The sequence below is a fragment of the Myxococcus hansupus genome, assembly GCF_000280925.3.
Lineage (GTDB): Bacteria > Myxococcota > Myxococcia > Myxococcales > Myxococcaceae > Myxococcus > Myxococcus hansupus.
The window spans coordinates 694,157-716,641 of sequence record NZ_CP012109.1 but is presented as its reverse complement, the minus strand read 5'-3'; the positions used below and the strand labels follow the sequence as shown (position 1 = coordinate 716,641).

The 22,485-nt window shown below is 68.1% G+C and carries 19 protein-coding genes, 1 tRNA gene and 1 pseudogene; 11 read left to right on the top strand and 10 right to left on the bottom strand.

What is annotated here, in order from left to right; genetic code table 11:
• Positions 1-61 precede the first annotated feature (61 nt).
• From A176_RS02985 to A176_RS02980, 3 genes and pseudogenes are all read left to right on the top strand, one after another.
• Complete coding sequence (locus A176_RS02985; protein ID WP_226994446.1) at positions 62-940, top strand: hypothetical protein; 879 nt, start codon at positions 62-64, stop codon at positions 938-940.
• 395 nt (positions 941-1,335) lie between these two features.
• Positions 1,336-1,485: pseudogene (locus tag A176_RS40745) on the top strand (hypothetical protein); the annotation flags it as partial.
• Between the two features lie 173 nt (positions 1,486-1,658).
• A complete protein-coding gene (locus A176_RS02980; RefSeq protein ID WP_002636856.1) occupies positions 1,659-2,222 on the top strand; it encodes a DUF1579 family protein in 564 nt (187 codons plus the stop codon).
• Positions 2,223-2,251: 29 nt separating this feature from the next.
• Here A176_RS02980 and A176_RS02975 read toward each other — a convergent pair whose 3' ends face one another.
• Positions 2,252-2,662 carry a VOC family protein gene (locus tag A176_RS02975; RefSeq protein WP_002636857.1) on the bottom strand — a complete coding sequence of 137 codons (411 nt, stop codon included), beginning with the start codon at positions 2,660-2,662 and terminating at the stop codon, positions 2,252-2,254.
• A 75-nt stretch (positions 2,663-2,737) separates the two neighbouring features.
• Here A176_RS02975 and A176_RS02970 point away from each other — a divergent pair, with 75 nt between their 5' ends.
• Positions 2,738-3,253: a MarR family winged helix-turn-helix transcriptional regulator gene (locus A176_RS02970; RefSeq protein ID WP_002636858.1), complete on the top strand. Its 516-nt coding sequence runs from the start codon at positions 2,738-2,740 to the stop codon at positions 3,251-3,253.
• Positions 3,254-3,317: 64 nt separating this feature from the next.
• A complete protein-coding gene (locus A176_RS39575) occupies positions 3,318-3,917 on the top strand; it encodes a hypothetical protein (protein ID WP_002636859.1) in 600 nt (199 codons plus the stop codon).
• Positions 3,918-4,347: 430 nt separating this feature from the next.
• Here A176_RS39575 and A176_RS02960 read toward each other — a convergent pair whose 3' ends face one another.
• Complete coding sequence (locus A176_RS02960; protein WP_002636861.1) at positions 4,348-4,590, bottom strand: helix-hairpin-helix domain-containing protein; 243 nt, start codon at positions 4,588-4,590, stop codon at positions 4,348-4,350.
• Positions 4,591-4,665: 75 nt separating this feature from the next.
• Entirely contained in the window at positions 4,666-7,626 is a 2,961-nt protein-coding gene (locus A176_RS02955; protein ID WP_021781145.1) for a S8 family peptidase, read from the bottom strand.
• 994 nt (positions 7,627-8,620) lie between these two features.
• On the opposite strand from A176_RS02955, the gene A176_RS02950 reads away from it, so the two are divergent.
• Entirely contained in the window at positions 8,621-9,298 is a 678-nt protein-coding gene (locus tag A176_RS02950) for a beta propeller repeat protein (RefSeq protein WP_002636863.1), read from the top strand.
• A 279-nt stretch (positions 9,299-9,577) separates the two neighbouring features.
• Here A176_RS02950 and A176_RS02945 read toward each other — a convergent pair.
• Positions 9,578-9,654, bottom strand: a tRNA-Pro gene (locus A176_RS02945).
• A gap of 258 nt (positions 9,655-9,912) precedes the next feature.
• Here A176_RS02945 and A176_RS02940 point away from each other — a divergent pair.
• Positions 9,913-10,299 carry a response regulator gene (locus A176_RS02940; protein WP_002636864.1) on the top strand — a complete coding sequence of 129 codons (387 nt, stop codon included), beginning with the start codon at positions 9,913-9,915 and terminating at the stop codon, positions 10,297-10,299.
• 16 nt (positions 10,300-10,315) lie between these two features.
• Here A176_RS02940 and rpe read toward each other — a convergent pair whose 3' ends face one another.
• Positions 10,316-10,975 (bottom strand): ribulose-phosphate 3-epimerase, encoded by a 660-nt coding sequence (gene rpe, locus A176_RS02935; protein WP_002636865.1) that lies wholly within the window; start codon positions 10,973-10,975, stop codon positions 10,316-10,318.
• 174 nt (positions 10,976-11,149) lie between these two features.
• Here rpe and A176_RS02930 point away from each other — a divergent pair, with 174 nt between their 5' ends.
• Positions 11,150-12,652, top strand: a complete 1,503-nt coding sequence (locus A176_RS02930) for a GAF and HD-GYP domain-containing protein (protein WP_002636866.1) — start codon at positions 11,150-11,152, stop codon at positions 12,650-12,652.
• Between the two features lie 21 nt (positions 12,653-12,673).
• Here the strand turns inward: A176_RS02930 and pyk are convergent, their stop codons facing one another.
• The 4 genes from pyk to A176_RS02910 all read right to left on the bottom strand — a co-directional run bounded on the left by pyk (position 12,674) and on the right by A176_RS02910 (position 17,033).
• The gene (pyk, locus tag A176_RS02925) at positions 12,674-14,107 is read right to left on the bottom strand and encodes a pyruvate kinase (protein WP_002636867.1); all 1,434 of its coding nucleotides are present in this window, start codon (positions 14,105-14,107) and stop codon (positions 12,674-12,676) included.
• A 101-nt stretch (positions 14,108-14,208) separates the two neighbouring features.
• Positions 14,209-15,129, bottom strand: a complete 921-nt coding sequence (locus tag A176_RS02920) for a hypothetical protein (RefSeq protein WP_044889746.1) — start codon at positions 15,127-15,129, stop codon at positions 14,209-14,211.
• Between the two features lie 116 nt (positions 15,130-15,245).
• Positions 15,246-16,703 carry an NFACT RNA binding domain-containing protein gene (locus A176_RS02915; protein ID WP_002636869.1) on the bottom strand — a complete coding sequence of 486 codons (1,458 nt, stop codon included), beginning with the start codon at positions 16,701-16,703 and terminating at the stop codon, positions 15,246-15,248.
• Between the two features lie 96 nt (positions 16,704-16,799).
• Positions 16,800-17,033, bottom strand: coding sequence for a hypothetical protein (locus A176_RS02910; protein ID WP_002636870.1), 234 nt, complete (start codon positions 17,031-17,033; stop codon positions 16,800-16,802).
• 354 nt (positions 17,034-17,387) lie between these two features.
• Here A176_RS02910 and A176_RS02905 point away from each other — a divergent pair, with 354 nt between their 5' ends.
• The gene (locus tag A176_RS02905; protein ID WP_002636872.1) at positions 17,388-18,695 is read left to right on the top strand and encodes a glycoside hydrolase family 1 protein; all 1,308 of its coding nucleotides are present in this window, start codon (positions 17,388-17,390) and stop codon (positions 18,693-18,695) included.
• A gap of 70 nt (positions 18,696-18,765) precedes the next feature.
• Here the strand turns inward: A176_RS02905 and dusB are convergent, their stop codons facing one another.
• Positions 18,766-19,779, bottom strand: a complete 1,014-nt coding sequence (gene dusB, locus A176_RS02900; RefSeq protein WP_002636873.1) for a tRNA dihydrouridine synthase DusB — start codon at positions 19,777-19,779, stop codon at positions 18,766-18,768.
• 95 nt (positions 19,780-19,874) lie between these two features.
• Here dusB and A176_RS02895 point away from each other — a divergent pair, with 95 nt between their 5' ends.
• A complete protein-coding gene (locus A176_RS02895) occupies positions 19,875-21,305 on the top strand; it encodes a M50 family metallopeptidase (protein ID WP_002636874.1) in 1,431 nt (476 codons plus the stop codon).
• A gap of 82 nt (positions 21,306-21,387) precedes the next feature.
• Positions 21,388-22,452: an acyl-CoA desaturase gene (locus A176_RS02890; RefSeq protein WP_002636875.1), complete on the top strand. Its 1,065-nt coding sequence runs from the start codon at positions 21,388-21,390 to the stop codon at positions 22,450-22,452.
• Positions 22,453-22,485: the final 33 nt, after the last annotated feature.

The window sequence follows — 22,485 nt, the reverse complement described above, 5'->3', positions numbered from 1 at the left end:
CGAGGGAGCGCCCTTTCCTGTGCCCGTGGAGGCAGAGGCACATCGTCGGTTCGTCGATGACATGGAGGCGCGCATCCGCAAGGACCGGCGCGGGACAGCCATTGGGCTCTGGGTGTTGGCCGTGGCGATGTTCCCATGTGTGTTTGGCGGAGTCGGAGCCGCGCTGCAGGAATCCATGGGGGGCGGGTCCGTCCTCGTTGCCCTCCTGGCTTACGTAGGCTTCGTCATGCTCTGCACGGTTCCCTGGAGGCGGGGGACTCGGGCGTTGATGGCGAAGACGCTCGAGCGAGAATGGCCAGAGCACTGGCGTGCGCTTCAAAGCGACCATCAGGCCTTTCAAGAAGCGCTCACTGCATGGCCCGAACAGGAGCGCGAGCGCGCGTCGTGGGCCAGAAAGCTTGTGGCGGGAGACCCGGAGGCGCTGGAGGAGACCGTTTCCTCTTCCCTGGAGGAGCTCGACTTTCCCTTCGAGGCACAGTGCAGGGTGGCCCTTCCGGATTCAGCGCGTGCATTCGTCGTCGTGGACCTGCCCGAGATCGAAGATGTCATTCCCGAGGTGCGGCAACGCGCGCTGAAGAACGGCACGCTCAAAGACGTACGCCGCACGAAGGCGGAGCGGAACGCGGACTACCTGCACCTCATCGCGGGAATCTCGCTGCTCCTCGCGCGCACCGCCATCGGCGCGGGACCGACGCTCCGGCGTGTTCATGTTGCCGCGTACACGCAGCGGCGAAGACGGGGCTCGGGGCTCATCGCCGACGAATATGTGTATGAGGTGGTGTTCGAGCGACAGGAGGTCACGGGTTGGTCGCCCGCCACGGTCGACCCCGCGCAGGTGCTGCTGGCTACAGCGAAAAGCCGTCTCGACCTGCGGGACAACGGTGAGCTGAAGCGCATCGATCCACCCGAGTGGATGGCGGAGCTCTCCACGTCGCTGTGAGTCGCACCGCTCGGGTGCGCCTCCCGCCGGGGAAGTTGGCTTGCGAGTGCGAGTTTCCACGGAACTCGCGCGTCAATCGCGCCACCTGTCACGTGCGCAAGGCCGGTTGCGCACCTTGGCAGGGTGGACTGCGCAAGGGCCGTGGCGCATCGACCAGGAGAAGACACCCTGAAGCTGAATCAACTGGGCGCGCTTGCTGGGCTCATGTTGGCGATTGTCACCCTCCCCGCCTGTGATGGAGACGAGGAAGCCCCCGAGGTCATTCCAGGGAGCATCGCGGGGAGGACTTCACTGGAAGATGGGGCCCCTCCAGAAGGGGTGATGGTCAGGCTGTTTGACACCGGGGCAGTGACCACCACGGGCAGCGATGGCCTGTTCTCCCTGAAGAACGTGCCCCGGGGACCTACACCCTCGTGGCATCCAAGGAGGGCTACGTCAGCCAGTCGGAGTCGGTGACGGTGGTCGAGGGTGAAACGAGCGATGTGCTCCTGTCGCTGGAGGTCGCGGCGGGAATTACGGCGCCGGCGTCCTCGCTGACGTACTGAGCCGCGAAGCCGTGTTCGGGTCGCCTGGTCCCTCTCTGGACCGGGCGGCCCATCTTATTTCATGCAAGCGCACCGGAGGATCCGCCGATCCCTGCGGAAGCGGCGCTCTACCTCAGGGGGAGCCCATGCTTTAGATGACAGTGGATTGCACAGCCATTCTGCTGGAGGAATGCATGTTCATCCGCCCGTTCGCCGTCGTCTTCGCCGCCATGGTCGGTCTGTTGGGATGTCGAGGCAGTTCCGCGAAGGGGCCGGAAGGTTTCAAGGCCGGACAGCCCTCCGTGGTCGAACCTCCTGTCACCGCCGAGTCCGCGTTGTCGCATGCCGCCAAGGAGTTGGTGGGGACGTGGACCTGTCGCGGCTCGGTTCATGGGCCCGGCGGCGCGAGTCCCAGCGAGGTCACCTTCGATATCAAGCCCGACCTCGACAAAGCCTGGCTGCGAGCCGATTTCGCGGTGGTCTCCGGTGAGTACCCCTACAAGTTCACCGCGTATCGCACGTTCGATGCGGCCGCTGGCCAATGGGGAAATGTCATCGTCGACAACATGGGCGGTGACGCCAGGTCTTCGTCCACGGACGGCGTGACCTGGCTCGGAACGTCGAGCGGCCCCATGGGTGCGATGAACATCAGGGACACCGAGCGGGTCGTTTCGCCGGGCGTGATGAAGATGCGGGGCCAGTACCAGATGGATGGCCAGGATTGGAGCACGGGCTACGACCTGGACTGCAGGAAGTAGGACTGCGCTATCGAAATCAGAGACAGCCCCTACGCCCCCTTCAACTCAATGGTGTTGCCTTCCGGGTCGTGGATGTAGAACGAGAAGCCATCGCCCGTCGCGCCGTAGCGTTCCCCTGGAGCAAACACGGCAACGCCCTGGGCGGAGAGATGGTCGCGAATCGCCGCCTCGTTGAATGGCTTCACGGTGATGCAGAAGTGGTCGACGTTGCGCCCTTCCCGCCCCGGCCCGGCCCCTCCCGCGCGCCCCAGCTTCCCATCCAGCGTCACCAGGTCGATCATCGCGGTGCCCACCCGCAGGTGCGTCAGCCCCAGGTGCGGCACCTCTCGGTCGACCGTGCAGCCAATCACGTCCCGATAGAAGGACGACATGCGCGCCATGTCGGCCACCCGCAGGACGAGGTGGTCGACTGTCGCCGGCTCGAAGGGACGAAGACTCATGGCCGAAGCTCCTTTATCTTGATGTCGAGATAGTGCAGTCGACTTATCTCGACGTCAAGACAATGGAGTCGAACCATGAGCAAGAGCGCCGAGGACCACGTCGACCGCCTGCGTGCCCAGTGGGCACGGGAGCTGCCGGACGTCGATACGCAGGGGATGGAAGTCCTGGGGCGCGCCCGCCGCATCACGTTGCGCGTGCGCCCGCCCATCGAGGCGGTGTTCTCGGAGCAGGGCCTGGACACGGGCGAGTTCGATGTCATCGCGACGCTGCTGCGCTCGGGGCCGCCCTATCGGATGCGCCCCACGGAGCTCTTCAAGTCGCTGATGATTTCCTCGGGGGGACTGACCGACCGGCTGGCGCGGCTGACCCGTGCGGGCCTGATTCGGCGCTCCGCCTCGGAGGGAGATGCGCGGAGCCTGCCGGTGGAGCTGACCGAGGAGGGGCGCAGCCGAGCCGAAGCGGCGTTCCGCGCCGACATGGCCGTCGAGGCACAGTTGCTCAAGGGTTTGTCACGCAGCGACCGGACGGCACTGGCCGCGCTCCTGCGGAAACTGGCGCTGAGCTTGGAGCTCCCCGGGCGCGAGGAGTGAGGGCTCCGAGGCGCGCCGGATTTCGGAACCGCGACGTGACAACAGCGAGGGATGAGCCTGAGCCATGGACGAACTGGAGGACATCTTTGGTTGGCCGCTCCTGGCCCATGTGCCCTCCTTCAACCCCATCCTTGATGTGGCCGAACGCTATCGGGTCGCGCCCAAGAGCGAGCTGCCTCCCCATCGTCTTCTCTTCAGCTTCGGCGACCGCGACCCGCTCGCGCCTCATCACGACTGGCTCAACCTGGAATCTCCTTCAGAAGAAGGAAACTGCCAGGTCGTGCGCATGCCATTTGGCGCGGACTCCTGGAAGACGAAGCTGCGCCGAGAGGCCATCGGCCTCCGGGAGTTGCTCTTCCTTTGGGCCATGGAGCACGTCCGCATGCCGACGCTCCCTCATCAAGACCCCTATGTGCGCCGGGACGGAGATTCGACGCCCACTGCCGAGGACCTCGCGCGTCTCCTCGAGAAGATGGGCTTCGTCCAACTCCACTTCCCCCGGTACAACATGCTCTTCGAACGGGAAGGAGCGGCGGCACGGCTGTACCGTCATCCTGGCAGCCCTCAATTCAACCTCCGCGTGGGCGTGCAACATCCCGAGGAGCTGAAGCGCGTCCAAGTGCTCCTCGAGGACAACACGAACATGGGAAAGTCCCCGTTCTAGACAAGGGCACGGAACCACGCGGACGGACGACGTCCCACGGAGTGTCGCAACAATTCGGTGCGATACAGGCCTCCCACAGCAACACGGGAAGCAGGTCAGCGGGCCCGGTCCAGCGGTTTGCTCCGAGGTGACGCACTGTCCTCCCCATACTCGGTGACGTGCCCGCACACGGTGCAGGTCACCTTGAACGAGGGAGGAGGAGGACTCGGGGGCATCTTCATTCCAGGGGCAGGATTTATCAGGATGGTCGTAGCCGCCACCACAGTCGGGACAGCGTAGCGAGCGGATACGGCTTCGCAGTGCCCTCTCCTGAATCCACCCACTGACGAAGAGGAGGCCCAGGAAGAGGAGAGAACCGCAGACCATCCAGGTCAGCCACGGCATGAAAGTGGACGTGCGTACCTCCTCAATCGTGACGGACCGCGCCGCGTTACTTCTTCCCGAGGGCCAGCGACAACCCGCGCGCGGCCAGTTCCGCCTTGAGAATGCCCACGGCCTTGGGGCCCACGCCATGAAGCGCCAGCAACTCCCGTTCCGTGAAGCGGGTGACCTGGTCGAGCCGCGTGATGCCCTCCTCGGCGAGCGAGCTCGTCGCAGGCCTCCCGATGCCTCGAGGAAGCTCGGAAGCGACAGGCGTCTGGGTGCTGCGACTCGATGTGGACTCCGTGGGCATGAAGGCGGCTCCGGTCGTCTGGAATCGATCGACGAAAGAAGCATCAAGGCCCTTGGCGCTCGAGGCGCTAGGGCGTCACACCGACGCGGCCCCTTCCCTGTTGCGGCGAAGGAGGATGACCAGCGAGGCCAGGACGACGGGCGCCGCACCACCTGTCGAGGAGCAGCCGCCCGACTTCTTGACCGGTGGCGGCGGTGTCGGGTGCTTGTAGGCAGGCACCAGTTCCACCAAGGTGCGTGCCGTGGCGCCTTCATCGTCGGTCACTACGACCTCAAACGTCGCGCTCGCGAGCCCCGTGGCCCATGTCAGGGGGGCGTGCCAGATCAGCACGCCCGTGGGCATGATGTGAACCCAGACGGGCGCATCCTGCACTCGGTACGTCAGCACATCCCCATTGCCAGCCGGGTCGGTGGCAACCACCTGGTATGTCATCGTCTCCAGGGTCTCCACGCGCAATCGAGGAATGGGGGCAACCGTCGGCGCGGCGTTCTGGATGGGGACCTCGAAGTCCCGATCGAAGGTGCCCGCCCCGGACTCCACGCGCACGCGTCCGCGTTGGACGGACGCCCCCTTCGGATTGCCCGGGTAGACATGGACGATAGAGGGCTCACCCGTGGAGACATCAAACTGGCCGTCTCCGTCAAAATCCCAGTGGTAGCGCTGGATGGTGTCACAGCCGGGGTGCGCCTCCGCCCGGAGCGTCGCGGTGACGGGCTCCATCACGCCGTCGCTCTCCACGTCCACCCGTTCAACATACGGTGTTCCGCAGACAACCTCGGCGCCCCACGTCTTGATGAACGAAGGATTGCTGTCCGCGCCCACCACACGCATGGCCACGCGGTGGATGCCCGGCGTGGTGAAGACGTGTTGGCGGGAGGCATGCGCGAGCCCCCGCCGCCAAGAGTCATAGGGGGCGTACTCCGTGATCTCCTCCGACAGCGTGGGGCGGAAGGTCTCACCGTCGTAGGCCACATCCCATTCAACCGTCCATGGGTGTGTCAGGATCTGCGCAACGAATGCCGCGTTCAGGGTGACAGGATGGCCCACCTGCGGCACCAAGGGGTCCGCGCCGAGGACGACGGGAGACGGGAACTCCGGCACGTAATCAAGCGAGAACTGGAACATCTCCGAGACAACCCCATCCGTTCCGACGATTCGCACCGCGGCGGTGCGCGCCTCGACCGCGTGGGGCACCAGGAACGTGTACGTGCGGACAGGGTCGGAGACGTACTCAACGGGTGCCTCGACGCGCGTCCTGGCCTCCGTGACGAAGCGACCGGTGAAGTTCGTGTCCCACTGAATCTCCCAGGTCCCCGGCCCCCGGTCTCCCCAGACCTCCGCGATGAAGGACGCATTCTCCCTGACTGCGGGTAACCAGTAGACACCCGCGCTCCACACAGACAGGCGGTGGAACATGGGAAGCACGGTGAAGGTGTCTCCGTCTGGAAAGGAGAACGTCACGGGCTCCGTTCCTGGATGGGTCCACTGCGCGGTGGCGATGCCGTCCCCCGCGACCAGGTCCGCACCCTGCCCATCATCCAGCAACACCAAGGTTTCTGGAGCAGCGCTCAACTGGACGGTGACGGGGCCCGCGGACTCACCACAGCGGATGTTCAACGCGGCCAGCGTCACCACGTTGCCGTCGACCGAAGAGCTCCACCTGAGTTTGACCACCTCCCCCGAGGGCTCCAACCGCCGGGTCACCGTCTGGTTCTCACAGCTCATCGAGCCCACGCCACCGACGTCAACGGCACGAATGCGGCGGCCGGTGACGCTGAGGTCCTTCAACTCCGGCACCTCCTGCCCCCCGCTCAGCACCAGGTTGCGGACCGTGCGCCAGTCCCGCTCAGGTGCCTGGGCATACAGCAGCGCCACCAGCCCGGAGACGTGAGGCGCGGCCATGGAGGTGCCGCCATGGATCGCGTAGCCCCCTCCCGGAACCGTGCTGAGGATGGAGGCGCCGGGTGCGAAGATGTCCACTCGCTGCCGTCCGGTGTTCGAGAAGTCCGCCCGTCGGTCGCGCGCGTCGGAGGCACCCACGCTGATGATGTTGGGCAGGTGGTAGCCTGCTGGGAGGAAGTTCCAGCCCTCGCTCATGTCCATGGCGCTGTTTCCGGCGGCCGCCACGAACAGCACGCCTGCGGCGGAGATCCGGGTGAGCGCGTCCAGCAGGGCCGCATCCCACCATCCGCCGCCCCATGACGCGTTGGCGACGATGACGTTCACCGGGTGGTTTGCGCGCGACTTCAGGTCGAGGATGTAGTCCAGGCAGCGAATGGCGGCCGCCGTCTCGAGATAGCCCTCGGCCGTCTCAATCTTGCAGGCCAGCAACTTCGCGCCCGGGCTCACCCCCGCGACGCCCAAGCGGTTGCCCGCGCTCGCCGCGATGATGCCGGCCACGTGCGTGCCATGGCCGTCGACATCCATGGGCGTCGCCGTCCGCGTCTCATCCGCCGCGTCGATGCCGTGGATGTCATCGATATAGCCGTTGCCGTCGTCATCGATGCCGTTGCCCGGAATCTCGCCGGGGTTGACCCACATGCTCCCGGCGAGGTCCGGGTGCGTGAAGTCCACGCCCGTGTCGATGACAACCACGACATCCTGGGGCCGCCCCTGCGTCAGCGCCCACGCTTCGGGCGCGTTGATGTCCGCGTCCGGCACACCCAACGTCTGCCCCGTGTTGTGCATGCCCCACTGCTCACGCCAACGCGCGTCGTTGGGCTGCCCCGCGAACTGAAGCACGTAGTTCGGCTCGGCGAAGGCCACCTGGGGGTCCGCGCGGTAGCGCGCCAGGGCTTCATCGACGCTCATCCCAGGCGGGAGCCGAACATGCTGAAGGCCCGGCACCCTGCGAAACGCGTGGACAACCTGAGCCCCGGGAAGCGCCGCTGAGGCGGCATGCGACATCGATTGGACGTCGCCGCGGAACTTCACCAGCAGCTCGCCCTCGATATACGTCGGCGCGACCGCCGGTGGTGCCGTGGGAGGTGGAGGCTCCAAGCTGGCGCGCTCTCCACAGCCCAACAGCAGCCCCATTCCCAGGAGGCACCCCATCCGCCCCCAACCGCGTGGCACCGACTCCAAGGCTCGTGTCACTTTGCGTCCCCCCGATTGGCAGCTGCGGCGTCGGTTCGCCGCGACGAACCACCGGGGATTTTTATTCGAATCCTCCGCGCGATTGTTCCTCCACCGAGCCCCGCAGCCACGTGGCCTGGTGCGTCACGGTGTCCGGGGCTCCCCTTCGCCGCGGCACGAGCTGCTCGCGCGTCGCCTTCGCCTTGCGGCCCGTGGCCCGTGGCCCGTGGCCCGTCCCCGCTCCAGCAGTGACTTGAAGCGCAGCAGCTCGTCATCCCTCTGCTTCTCAGGTCCGTGCCCAGGGCGGGACTGGCGGAGGAGAGCCCGGCCCAGGCTGCGACGGTGGAGCACACGCCGCGATTGGATTGGGCCGGACTGCTGCGCCAAAAGTCTTCGCCAATTCTCGGTGTGGAGGCCGTAGAAGGGTGCTGGCATACCTGACGGCCCCGGTGGGCGCGCGCCATTCTCGAGCACCTGACATTGTCCACACGCCCTGCGAAGCGGGCCCCGGAACAGCGTCCACCCCTGAGCGCGTGGTGTCGAGCTCAAGCATCCCCAATTACCTGGAAGCCCGTGTCCCTGTGGCGTGCCGCATGGATGGGCCACTTGGGCCAGCATGTGCCCCGACGCGCGGTACAGCCGCTGCTCCAGCACGGAGCACAGCCCGCGTGCCACCGCACACCGCCCTCAACAGGGCTCCTATCCGTCCTATACTTGAGGGCGACACCGTCAACCGCACGGGCGCCCACGGAACGAGCCTGCAGGGTGCAATCAGCAGCGTGCCCACGACGGGCGCGGGACTTGGAGCATGAACAAGCCCGCCACTCCCAAACATCCAGCCGCGCTCTACTTCAACGAGCTCGCGCCCCTGCACGGCGCCGACGAGCGCTGCGTGCTGTACTGCCATTTCTAACACCCGCCCGACCCTGATGCGCCGCTGACGCGGACCGTCATCATGGCGCCGCAGAACAAGTGGGGCGTGGTGAGTAACCGGGACATCAACAACCCGCCCTGTGGCGGCGACTTCATCGAGGAAGCCCGCCAGCGGCGACTGATCAGTGTCTACGCGAGCGGCGACACCTATCGCTACGACGTCCTGCAACGCACCAGGCTGGGTCGGCCGCCGCACGCAGGCTTTCTCTCGGGTCTGCGACGCATTGGCCAGAGCGTGTACGCCTGCGGCGGCCAGAACACCGTGTACCGCCTGGATGCCGGCGGCTGGGTGGACCTAGCGGGACCGCTGCGCCAGCCCTACAGCGGCCCGAGCGACCCGACCCTCAATGCAATCGATGGCTTCGCGACGAATGACCTTTATGCCGTGGGCCATGCAGGCGCCGTTTTTCACTTCGATGGCGCGGCATGGCGCTCACCGGAAACGCCGACCCACGCAGCGCAGCATCAAGTGGTGTGCCACGACGACGGACTCGTGTACGCATGCGGCGCCGGCACCGTGCTTCGCGGTGGAACGCAGGGCTGGCAGCCCCTGAACACGGCCGAACACACCGAAGACTTCTGGGGCATGGCGACCCTGGACGGCACCATCTACCTCTGCACCTACCGCACGCTTTACAGGGTGGTGGATGGCACGCTCAAGGAGGTGCCGGTCAGCGCAAATGGCTCGGGCTCCTTCTAACGGCTGGCCAGCAACAAGGCTTTCTCGTGGGCGACCACCGGCACCGGCCGTGTGCTGCGCTTCGACAAGGCCGACTGGTCCGAGTTCGTCTGGCCCGACAGCGTCTGAGGCGGGGGCTGGCTGCGTCCGCGACGCGAGCTTGTCGCGGACGCGGTGGCGCAGCTTGTGGAACCATCCGGCGGCCAGGTCGACATCCATCGGGATGCCAGCGGCACCACAGCAGGGAGCCCAAAAAGAAACGGGCTGGAGACCTTGCGATCTCCAGCCCGCTTCATGACGTGGTCGGGGAGACAGGATTTGAACCTGCGACCCCTTGGTCCCGAACCAAGTGCTCTACCAGGCTGAGCCACTCCCCGATATGTCGCCTCGCCGGACGGTCCTTCTCGGGACCGGCGAAGTGCGGGCGGTAGTACCCGAGCCGCCCAGCCGAGTCAACGTCCTCGGATCACCTTTTCTTCCGCCCCGCCCCGCCCCGAGCGACCCACCAGCCTTGCCCCTCCCGGGTGGGTCCCGACTCTGCTTCACAAGACCAAGAAATTCCTGTACTCCCGGATAATTCCCCCCCCCTCGCTTCATTTCACGAGGCAGGCACAGCATTGTTGCACCTCGAAGCCATGACGCCGCCCCCCGTCGTCCTCATCTCCGATGACGAGCCCCTCATCGTCTCCGCCCTCGCCCGCGAGGGGAAGCGCTCAGGGCTGAACTGCATCTCGGACACCACGTCCGAGCGCGTCCTGGAGCTCGCCCGTGAGCACCGGCCGGCCGTCATCATTTTGGACATCAACCAGCACCAGGACGGGCGCGACTTGCTCGCCCAGCTCAAGCAGGACCCCAGCACCCGCGACTGCAAGGTCATCATCCTCAGCGCCGTCGAGGACCAGTTCACCCGCCACGTCTGCTTCGAGCTCGGCGCCGACGACTACGAGGTGAAGCCCTTCGACCCCACCTTCATGACCCGCGTCGCCCGGCTCGCCTCCTCCGTGTCGCGCGCCCGCATCTAGCGCCGCGCCCGCCGCCTCACGAGCGCAGCGAGCGGATGGCCTCCGCGTAGTCCTTCGCACCGAAGACGTAGCTGCCCGCCACCAGCACCGTGGCCCCGGCCTCCACCACCCGCTTCGCCGTGGTGGCGTTGATGCCGCCGTCCACCTCGATGTCCACGTTCGTCAGCCCGCGCGCATCCAACATCCCGCGCAGCCGGCGCACCTTGTCCACCGTGGACTCGATGAAACCCTGGCCGCCAAAGCCCGGATTCACACTCATCAGCAGCACCATGTCCACGTCGCCCAGCACCTCCTCGATGGCCGACAACGGCGTGCCCGGGTTCAACACCACCGCCGGCTTCGCCCCCGCGTTGCGAATCTGCTGAAGCGTCCGGTGCAGGTGCGGACTGGCCTCTACGTGCACCGTCAGCACGTCCGCCCCCGCCTTCACGAAGGCGTCCACGTACCGCTCCGGCTCCACAATCATCAGGTGTACGTCCAACGGCTTCGTCGCCACCCGCTTGATGGCCTCCACCACCACGGGGCCAATCGTGATGTTCGGTACAAAGCGGCCATCCATGACATCCACGTGAACCCAATCCGCGCCGGCGGCTTCAATGGCGCGGACCTCCTCGGCCAAGCGGCCGAAGTCACAGGACAAAAGCGACGGAGAGATGCGAACGGGGCGTCGGCTCATGCGGCGCTTCATAACCGCAACCCGCGCCCGCGCTAAGGCCGAACACAGCCGCGCGACGTCCACCAGACAGGCGGGGACCTGTCAGGTGGGCCCCCCAAGGCAGTGACGTGTGTACCCGTGCTAGAACTTTGAAGCCCTTCGCGGCCCGCTGGCCGCTTCTCACGGAGCCGCTTGGTGCTCGCTCAACCTGCCCCACAGCCCGAGCTCAACCGCCGCCTGGCGAAGCTCACGTCCATCCTGGATGTCGCGAAGGCGATGAGCGCCGAGCGCGACCTCGACCTGCTGCTCCCCCTCATCCTCTTCGAGGCCACCAAGGTGGTGGAGGCGGACCGCTGCTCGCTCTTCATCCTGGACCGCGAGCGCAACGAGCTGTGGAGCAAGGTGGCCCAGGGCTCGAAGAACGAAATCCGCCTCCCGGTGGGCAGCGGCGTCGCCGGGCAGGTGGCGCAGACAGGCGCCGTCATCAACATCCCCGACGCCTACGCCGACGCCCGCTTCAACCGCTCGTTCGACATCTCCAGCGGCTACCAGACGAAGACCATCCTCTGCGTCCCCATGCGCGACGCCGGCGGCGAGGTGACGGGCGTCATCCAGGCCCTCAACAAGCTGGGCGACGCCAGCTTCAACGCCGAGGACGAGGAGCTGCTGCTCGCCCTGGGCGCCCAGGCCGCGGGCGCCATCGAGAACGCCCTCCTTCACGAGGACATCAACCGCCTCTTCGAGGGCTTCGTCTCCGCCTCCGTCGTCGCCATCGAGTCTCGCGATCCAACCACCGCAGGACACTCCGGCCGCGTCGCCGACCTCACCGTCGCCATGGCCCAGGCGCTTGAGCACCTGTCCACCGGCCCCTACGCGCACACCCGATTCTCCGCGGGCGAGCTTCAGGAGCTGCGCTACGCCTCCCTGCTCCACGACTTCGGCAAGGTGGGCGTGCGCGAGCCGGTGCTGGTGAAGGCGGAGAAGCTCTACCCGCACGAACTCGAGGGCCTGCGCGCCCGCTTCCAGCTCGCGCGCAAGGACCTGCAGCTCCAGAGCTACCGCCGCCGCATCGAGGCCGTGAAGGTGCGCGGTCAGGCGAACCTGGCGGAAATCGAGGCCGAAGAGGAGGAGCGGCTCGCGCGCGAGTCAGGGCAGCTCGACGAGGTGATGGCGTTCATCCTCTCCTGCAACCGCCCCACGGTGCTCGCGCAGGGCAACTTCGAGCGCCTCCATGAGCTGGGCGGGCTGCGCTTCGTGGATGCCCACGGACAGGCCCAGCCGCTGCTGCTGCCCGGCGAAATCCAGTCGCTCTCCATCGCCCGCGGCACGCTCTCTCCCGAGGAGCGCCGCGAAATCGAGAGCCACGTCGAGCACACCTACCGCTTCCTGTCCCAGATTCCGTGGACGCGCACGCTGCGTCGCGTGCCGGAGATTGCCTACGCCCACCACGAGAAGCTGGATGGCACTGGCTACCCCCGCGCGGAGAAGGACATCCCGGTGCAGTCCCGGATGATGTCCATCTGCGACATCTACGACGCGCTCACCGCGAGCGACCGGCCCTACAAGAAGGCCGTGCCGCACACGCTCGCGCTCGACATCCTCAAGCGCGAATCCGACGCCGGTCAGTTGGACCCGGCGCTCTACACCGTCTTCATCGAGGCCGACATCCCTCGGCGGGTGCTCCAGGGCATCAAGTAGCCCTGGGCCCGGGGTTCCGTCTCAACCCTGGATGGTGTGCAGGCGGAGGCTGTTGATCTTCCCCGGCTGCCCCACCGGCGCGCCGAAGACGATGACGATGCGGTCGCCCTTCTGGCCCAGGCCGCGCGCCAGGAGCTCCTCCTCCACGCGCTTCACCATGGCCTCGGTGTCCTGGATGGGCTCCAGCACGCGCGGCACCACGCCCCAGAGGAGCGCCAGCCGGCGGCGCACTTCCTGGTTGGGGCTGAAGGCGACGATGGGCACCGTGGGCCGGTAGTGCGACAGGAGCCGCGCCGTCACGCCCGACAGGGTGAAGGCGGCGATGAGCGAGGCGTTGCTCGCCTTGGCCGCCTCACACGCCACGCGCGCGATGACGTCCGGGAAGTGGTGGGGCAGCCCCAGCGGCGTCTCCAGCACGCGCATCAGCGACTGCGTGGTGCGCGCGGAGGACTCGGCCGCCAGGATGATGCGCTCCATCATCTGCACGGACTCGATGGGGAACTTGCCGCTCGCCGTCTCGCCCGAGAGCATCACCGCGTCCGCGCCGTCGAACACGGCGTTGGCCACGTCGCTGGCCTCGGCGCGCGTGGGGCGCGGGTTGTCAATCATGGAGTTCAGCATCTGCGTGGCCACGATGACGGGCAGGCCGCGCAGGTTGGAGCGCCGGATGATGTCCTTCTGGACGGCCGGCACCTCCTCGGGGGGAATCTCCACACCCAGGTCGCCACGCGCCACCATGACGCCGTCCGTCTTGTCGAGGATGGCGTCCAGCCGGGCGATGGCCTCCGGCTTCTCCAGCTTGGCGATGATGGGCACCGTGCGGCCCACCTCCGCCATGGCCTGGCGCGCGGTGTCCAGGTCGGACGGCTGACGCACGAAGGACAGCGCGATGTAGTCCACGCCGGCCTTGATGCCGAAGATGAGGTCCTCGCGGTCCTTCGGCGTCAGGGCGTCCGCGCGCACGGCCACGCCGGGCAGGTTGATGCCCTTGTTGTTCTTCAGCGTGCCGCCGTGGATGACCTGCGTGCGGATGAGCTTCTGCTTGTCCGTCTCCAGGACCTTCAGCTCCAGCAAGCCGTCATCCAGCAGGATGCGGTCACCGGGATTCACGTCCGCGGCGAGCAGCGGGTACGTCGTGGACACGATTTCGTCCGTGCCCGGCACCGTCTCGTCCGTGGTGATGTGGAAGGTGCCGCCTTCCTTCAGCTCGGTGCTCCCCTTGACGAAGCGGCCGGTGCGGATCTTCGGGCCTTGGAGGTCACCGAGGATGCCCACCGCCTTGCGAACCTTGAGCGACGCGGCGCGCAGCTTCGCGATGTTCTCCGCGTGCTGTTCGTGGCTGCCGTGGGAGAAGTTGAGGCGCGCGACGTCCATGCCGTTCTCCAGGAGCGCTTCGAGCATCTCCTGGCTCTGGCTGGCGGGACCGAGGGTGCAGACAATCTTCGCTCTTCGCATAGAGCCCGTGAGGATGGGTTTCCCTTACGGCAGCGTCAAGCGTGCTGCATGGGTCGCTTCGCTCGGTAAAACGGTAAATGAGCCAGCGGACGAAGCGGCGCTCAACCGCGCAACAGCATGCCCAGATTCTCCCGCTCCCAACGCAGTGCGGCGGCGTAATGCGGGAACGTCCGCTCACGCTCGCGGAATGCGCGCGGGTGATGCACGCGACGGCCGCCTCGGCCCGTGCTCGGGAAGAGCTGGTGGAGCATCTCGTGGAACACGATGAACTCCACGAAGAAGGACGGCACTTCGGGGCTGTCCAGCGTGGGGTGGATGCGAATCTCGCGCGTCTGGTGGTCGTAGACGCCCAACCGGATGGACTTGCGGCGACGGCGCGGAGGCATGCGCCCCCAACCAATCCGGGCCTGGATGAGGTCCTGGAAAAATTCGCGGTTGGTCGCGTCGTAAAGTTCCTGGAGGTCGAAACAGCGCCCGCGCGGGTTGAGGTCCGCGTCGGATTCGCGGCGCATCTGGCGGATGCGCGGCTGCTGCCCGCGGATGTACTCGTCCAGGATGGCGCCCGCGGTGCGGTGGCCCCGGCCCGCGTAGTCCGCCACCGCGCGCACCACCGGCTCCGGCGCGTCGAGGAACATGTGGTGCAGCCGCAGCGCCAGCACCGTGGAGCCACGGCGGAACGACACCATGGTGGAACGGTTGTCCGTCACCGACAGCCGCACCGGCATGCCCAGCTCGGCGCTCAGACGCCACGCCAACGACTCCGCGCGCGTCCACAGCTCCTCGCGCGTGGGCGGGCGCGTGAGGATGCGAGGCGCCTCTTCCAACGGAAGTCCCCGCGGCGGCAACGGCACGGGCGGTGCGACCGGCCTCGGCGCGGGCGCCACGGCCGCGGCAGGTCCCCCCTCGGGCCGGGGTGCGGCCGCGCTCTCCGCAGCACGGGTGGCCGCAGAGAGACCTCGGGGGAACAGCGACGTCTGGCGGAATGGCTCGGGGGACACGCGGCTGCGCATCGTACCCCGCACTTCTGGGGACTCAAGGGCGGCGGCCCCCCGCTCGCCTCCTCACCGTCAGCCCGTCAACCGCGCTCGCACGCAGCGTCCACTAACCGGAGTGGAAGGCGGGCGGGCGTACGACGTCCTCACGGCGCGGCGGGCTCCGTGTGACGGGACTTGAGCAGCCGCTCCAGCCGCTCGGGCTCCATGCGCACCACGAAGGTCTTCTCGCGCGTGAAGGTCACCTGCCCCGGCGCCCCACCCTTGACCTTGCGCACGAACTTCGCGGGCACGTAGCTCACCTCGCCGCGCGGCTCGCCCTTGGCCCCCGAGTGGTGTAGCGCCAGGTGCGCCGCGTCCAACAGCGCCTCTTGCACCACCTCCTGCCCCTTCTCCAGCGGCAGCACCACATGGCTGCCCGGCACGCCGCGCGCGTGGAGCCACAGGTACCAGGGCCGCGCGACCTTGAAGGTGAGCGCGTCGTTGTCCTCGGCGCCGCGCCCCACCCAGATGCGCGCGCCGCCATGGCCCACGTACTCCTTGAAGGGCCGGCCCTCCTGCGCGCCCTCGCCGCTGGACGGGAGCTGGAGCACCTCCGCCTGGGACAGCAGCGCGGCGTCATCCATCCGCTCAATCTGTTCGAGCGCCTGTTTCGCGTGGGCCACCTCGCGCGCCATCTCCGCCTCGCGGTGACGCGCCTGCGCTACGCCGCGCAGGAGCCGCCGGTACTGGTGGAAGCGCCAGTCCGCCTCCTCTTTCGGCGTGCGCTTCGGGTCCAGCGTCACCCGGACCTCCTTCACGCCCTCCTCTGTATAGGCGGTGAGCACGGCCTCGGTGGCGCCGCGCTTGAGGCGGAAGAGGTTCTGCGCGAGCAGCTCGCCCACCTCGCGGTGCTGCTCCGCCTCCGGACCGCGCGCGGCCTCGGCGCGGACCTTCTCCAGCGTGCGGGAGGAGCGCTTGAGGCGCGCGCGGTACGGCTGCGCCAGGCGGCGGCGGATGGTCTCCGAGCGGCTGGCCTTGTCGCGCGCGCCCAGCAGACGCTCCGCGGCCTGGGCATACGGCAGCGCGTCCGCTTCCTCGGGAGCGAGCCGTGACGGCTGGCTCCGGGCCTTCGCGAGCGCCTCGGGCGGCGGCGGTTCCGGCGGCGCCCACGTCGCGCCTGGATAGAGATTCCGGCGCGACCCGAAGCCTTCCCCCGAGAGCATCAACACCCGGCCATTGTCGCTGAGCAGCAGCAGGCCCCCGGGCGCGCCGACCTCCAACACCAGACGTCTGCGGATGTCCTCGCGCTCGAAGTCGAGGATCACCACCCGCTCCGGCTCGAGGAAGCGGGCCCCCTGGAGCTTGAAGCCCGTCAGCTCCTGGCGCAGCCACCGCTGGAAGGGGGCGGGCTCGCCCGGCGTGGGGAAGCGATCATCCGCGATGGAGACGCGCGAGAGGTCTCCCTCCGCGCACAGGCACAGCAGGACGGATTTGCCCGGGACGCGCAGCTCCACGTAGGCGAGCCTGGGAAGGGGGCACCAGGCCTTCTGTGCCACCGCCCCGGTGAGGCGTGCTCCCACCTCCGCCACCACCTGCTCCAGCTCCACGGGACGCAGCGACATGAGCACTCCGGGTCCTGAAAATGAAAACGGCCCGGCGGGTTTCGCCGAGCCGTTCACCGGACGTCAACTTCCGTCCGCTCATGACGACGGGACTGCTCAGGACTCCGGGGTAACCGGGGCCGCCGCCGCCTTGGGGGCGCGCTTGCGAGCCGGAGCCTTCTTGGCCGCCTTGCGGGTGGTCTTCTTGGCGGCCGCCTTCTTGGTCGCGGTCTTGCCGGCCGTCTTGCGGGCCGTCGTCTTCTTCGCAGACTTCGCGGCCTTGGCCGTCTTGGCCGTCTTGGCAGCCTTCTTGGTCGCGGACTTCGCAGCGGTCTTCTTCTTAGCGGCCATCAGAATCCTCCGGTTCAGTGGTTGGCCCCAGTCAACCGAGGCCCTGCACTCTTCTTGATGGGAGTGAGTGCTTGAAGTGAATGGTACGGGCGACATGCCAGTGTGTCAACGCATGGTGATGTATTGCATCGCGTGCGAGGCCGATTTTTCGGCATCGAGCGCTTCCGAAGGTCCCGAACGCCACCTCGCGGACACTCGCGAGCGCATCCGGGGTGTCGCGCGCGAGGCCGATTTTCCGGCTCCGGACACGTTCGGGCCACTTTCGCGCCGGCTTCGGATGCACGACGCGGCGCATGCGCACGCGGCACGCGGCGCTTTTCGGCGTGGGGTGCGGCGTCTACGGTGCGCCACCACATGAGCGCCACCGAGCAGACCTTCCCCGAGCACTTCACCTTCGGCGTCGCGACCGCGGCGTACCAGGTGGAGGGCGGCATCGAGAACGACTGGGCCGAGTGGGAGCGCGCCGGACGGCTGAAGGAGCCGGACGCTCGCTGCGGCCCCGCGGTGGACCACTGGAACCGCTACGAGGAGGACTACGCCCTGGCGCGGGCGGTGGGCGCGACGGCGTTCCGCATCTCCCTGGAGTGGGCGCGCATCGAGCCGGAGCGCGGGCGCTTCGACGAGGCGGCGCTGGAGGCCTACCGGGAGCGGCTCCTGAAGATGAAGGCCCACGGCCTGCGGCCGGTGGTGACGCTGCACCACTTCACGCACCCCACCTGGTTCCACCGGGAGACGCCCTGGCACGAGCCGGCCAGCGTGGACGTCTTCCGGCGGTACGCGAAGCGGTGCGCGGCGCTGCTGGAGGGGATGGACGCGCTGGTCATCTCCTTCAACGAGCCGATGGTGCTGCTGTTGGGGGGCTATCTGCAGGGCGCCATTCCTCCGGGCATCGCGGACGGCCCCACCACCATGAGGGCCATGGAGAACCTGGTGCGCTCGCACGTGGCCGCGCGGGAGGAGCTGCTGTCCCGGCTGGGCCGCGTGGAGCTCGGCATCTCCCAGAACATGCTCGCCTTCGCGCCGGACCGGTGGTGGCACCCGTTGGACCGCGCGCTGGTGAGGCTCGGGGCCCAGGCCTACAACCATGCGTTTCACGAAGCGCTGGCCACCGGGAAGCTGCGCGTCACCATGCCGGGCGTGGCCTCCACCCGCGTGGACATCCCCGGGGCCAGGGACTCCGTGGAGTTCATCGGGGTGAACTACTACACCCGCGCGCACCTGCGCTTCGTGCCGCGCCCGCCCTTCATCGAGTTCAAGTACCGGGACATCCACGGCCGAGGGCTCACGGACATCGGCTGGGAGGATTGGCCGGAGGGCTTCCTCCAGACGCTGCGCGACGTGAAGCGCTACGGGAAGCCGGTGTGGATTACCGAGAACGGCATCGACGACCGCGGTGGCGCCCGCCGGCCCCACTACCTCCATTCCCACCTGGCCCAGGTGCTGGCGGCGCGCGCGCAGGGCGTGGACGTGCGCGGGTACCTTTATTGGAGCCTGCTCGACAACTTCGAGTGGCTGGAGGGTTGGGGCCCGCGCTTCGGGCTCTACCATGTCGACTTCGACACGCTCCGCCGCAGCCCCACGCCCGCGTGCGACTACTTCCGGGCCGTGGCCACCCAGCGCCGGCTGGTGCCGCCCGACGCCGTGCGCCCCTCGAGCGGGTGAGCGCAGCGTCGCCGGGGCGCGGTCCACCTCCTTATATATAGAGGTGCCGCGCCGTGGCGGTGACGCGCGCTCAGCCCAGCGCCGCCCGGTAGTCCACGTCCTGCTCTTCGCCCGGGCCCGCGAGGTCCACCTGGGCCTCGGCGAAGAAGCGACGCACGCAGGACTCCACGGCCTCCGGCGCGTCGAGGCCGTTCACCTCCGCACGGAAGGACGCGGCGCCGTACAGGCCATGGGCGTACCAGGCCAGTTGCTTGCGGAAGGAGCGCACCGCGCCCAGAGGGTCCCCGACGAACTCCAGGTGCGAACGGAAGTGCGCGAGCACCAGCTCGCTGCGCTCCCGCGGCGTGGCGGGCGGGCCGCCCGACAGCTCGCGAAAAATCCACGGGTTGCCCAGCGCCGCCCGGCCAATCATCACGAAGTCGCAGCCGGTGGTCTCCAACATGCGCGCCGCGTCCGCGGGCGCCTTCACGTCCCCGTTGCCGATGATGGGCAGCTCCGGGAAGTGACGCTTCAGGTCCGCGATGACGCGCCAGTCCGCCTGCCCCGAGTACCCCTGCTCACGGGTGCGGGGGTGGATGGCGAGCCCCGCGCAGCCCGCCTCCTGGAGCGCGCCCGCCACCTGGAGGTAGTTGAGGCTCTTGGCGTCCCAGCCCGAGCGAATCTTGCAGGTGACGGGCAGGTCGGTGGCCTCGCGGATGCGCCGGACGATGTCGGCCGCGCGGGGCACGTCACAGAGCAGGCCGCTGCCCGCCCCGTTCTTCACCACCTTCTTCACCGGGCAGCCCATGTTGATGTCGATGATTTGGGCGCCCGCCTCCTTCCCCACCACGGCCGCGCGGGCCATGGCCTCCGGCTCGCCGCCGTAGATTTGCAGCGAGTAGGGCCGCTCCACCTCGGCGTCGTAGCGCAGGTACTTCAATGTCCGCTGGTTGGCGCGCATCAGGCCCTGCGAGCTGACGAGCTCGGTGGGGCAGAGCGCGGCGCCCAGGCGGAAGGCGAGGACGCGGAAGGGCATCTCGCTCACCCCGGCCATGGGGGCCAGGATGTACGGATTCGGCAGGTTGTAGGGACCGAGCTGCGGCATGAAGGGCGGGGAACCTAGCGGATTTGCCAAGGAGATGGCGCAGACGGTGTTCAAGTGCCTGCGCTCGGGGGACCTAACGGTTAAGGTCCGTCCCCATGTTCCGCTTTCGCCTCGGGAGCATTCCCGTCGAAGTCCATCCCAGCCACCTGCTGGTCTCCGGCATGCTCGCCCTCGGGGGCATTCCCGAGCGCGGCACCTCGACGCGCTGGCCCTTCGGGTCGAGCGCCGCGGAGTCCGCGGGCGGCCACGCCAGCGCGGTGGCGATCTACATCCTGTCGTGGATGCTCATCGTCTTCGTCTCCGTGCTCGTCCATGAACTGGGCCACGCCCTCGCCAGCCGGATGTTCGGCTACCGGCCGAGCATCGCGCTCGCCTGGATGGGTGGACACACCCTGCCCACGGACGCGCCGGGCCCGCTGCCCTGGAAGCGCGATGTCCTCATCACCGCGGCCGGCCCGTTCTTCGGCCTGATGTTGGGGTTCGCGAGTTACGCCGCCAGCCAGCGGTTCCTGGAGCCGCCCGGGCTCGTCTTCTTCCTGCAGACGTTCGCCATCGCCAACTTCTTCTGGGCGGTCCTCAACATGGTGCCCGTGCTGCCACTGGATGGCGGCCGCATCACCACCGCCCTGGCCACCCGGGTCTTTGGTCCCCGCAGGGGCTTCATGCTGGCCCAAGGCCTGGCGGTGCTCGCGTGCGTCGGCCTCGTGCTGCTGGGTCTCGTCGCCCGGCAGTTCATCCTCGTCATCATGTTCGCGATGTTCGGCATGCAGGCCTTCCGCGCCCTGCTGGCGTCCTTCCAGGGCGGCACGGCCGAGAGCGCGCCCCTCACCGGACCGCTGGCGGAAAAGCTGCGCGAGGCCCGCGAGGCGCTCGACGCGGGCCGCATGGACGACGCGCGCCGGCTCGGCGCCTCCGTCCTGGAGGCCCCCGAGGGCCTGACGCCGACGCTGGCCAGCCATGCCCACCACCTGATGGGCTGGATTGCCCTGAAGGAGGGCCACGGCCGCAAGGCGCTGGACCACTTCTCCCAGGTGCAGGGCCTGCCCGTGGAGCCCCACGCGGTGGCGGCCTCCTTCTCCCTGGTGGGTGACGACGCCCGCGCGGTGGAGTGGTGGAAGCAGGCGTGGCAGACGTCCTCGGACCGGACCGTCATGCACGAGTACGCCGGCACGCTCATCCGCATGGGCCGGGAGGCGGAGGCGATGAAGCTGCCTCGCGTGGACCCGGAGGCGGCCTTCTCTTGCGCGGAGCGGGTGCTGTTCATCCGCGGGGCGTATTCGGAAGCGGCGGCGGTGGGCGAGGCGGCGCTGAAGCACGCGCCCAGCGCCACGCTCGCCTACGACGCGGCCTGTGCGTACGCCCGCGCACGCAACGTGCCCGACGCGATGCGGCTGCTGCGCCGCGCCACGGAGCTGGGTTTCAACGATGGCGCGTATGCCGCCTCGGACGAGGACCTCGCGCCGCTCCACGGGTACCCCGCATTCGAGGAGTGGTTGACGGAGCTGCGCCAATCCGCGGCCTCCTGACAGAGGGATGACAGGCGGGGGTGTTGATGCGGGGTGAGGCTGAGCAGGTTGCGGCTCGGCCCACCCAGCGCACGAGGCTCCCTTGCAGACACCGTCCCAAGCCCTGCCCGCGGCGGATGAGCGCCTCAACTGGCTCTCCTCCATCCCCTTCTTCGCCGTCCACCTGATGTGCCTCTTCGTCTTCGCCGTTGGCGCGAAGCCGGTGGACGTGGCCGTGTGCGTCGGCCTGTACGTCTTGCGCATGTGGGGCATCACCGCGGGCTTCCACCGCTACTTCTCCCACCGGGCCTTCAAGACGGGACGTGTCTTCCAGTTCATCCTCGCCTTCGTGGGCAGCATGTCCGCTCAGAAGGGCGTGCTCTGGTGGGCGGCGAACCACCGGCACCACCACCGCCACTCGGACCAGGCGGAGGACATCCACTCGCCCCTGCAGAAGGGCTTCTGGTGGAGCCACGTGGGCTGGATTCTCTCCGACAAGTACAACGACACCCGCATGGAGGGCATCAAGGACTTCGCCCGCTTCCCGGAGCTGGTGTGGCTCAACCGCTTCCACCTGGTGCCCACGGTGATGCTGGCCGTCGCCGTCTACTTCATCGGCGGCTTCTCCATGCTGGTGTGGGGCTTCTTCGTCAGCACCACCCTGCTGTGGCACGGCACCTTCACCATCAACTCGCTCAGCCACATCTTCGGCAAGCGCCGCTACAAGACGACGGACACCAGCCGGAACAACTGGCTGCTCGCGCTCGTCACCCTGGGCGAGGGTTGGCACAACAACCACCACTACCATCAGAACACCGCCAACCAGGGCTGGTTCTGGTGGGAGGTGGACCTCAGCTACTACGCCTTGAAGGTGCTCTCCTGGTTCAAGGTGGTGGAGGGACTGCGGATGCCCTCCGAGGCCACGAAGTACGCCTTCCGGAAGTACACCGAGGCGGAGCGCGCGGAGCTGGCAGCCCCCACCCGCTTCTGGGGTGCCTCCGGCGCACGGGCCCAGTTCGTGGCGACGAAGGCCGCGGGTGACGCTGCCCGCGCGGCCGGGGACGCGGCGAGGGCCGCGGGTGACAAGGTGCGCGAGGCGCTGACCGCCGCCGCCGACCATCTGCCGACGTCCGCACCGCCGCCGTCGGCCGTGCTCAAGCGGCGTTAGCGCGCCGTCGACGGGGTGCCTGCCGGCTCGCCA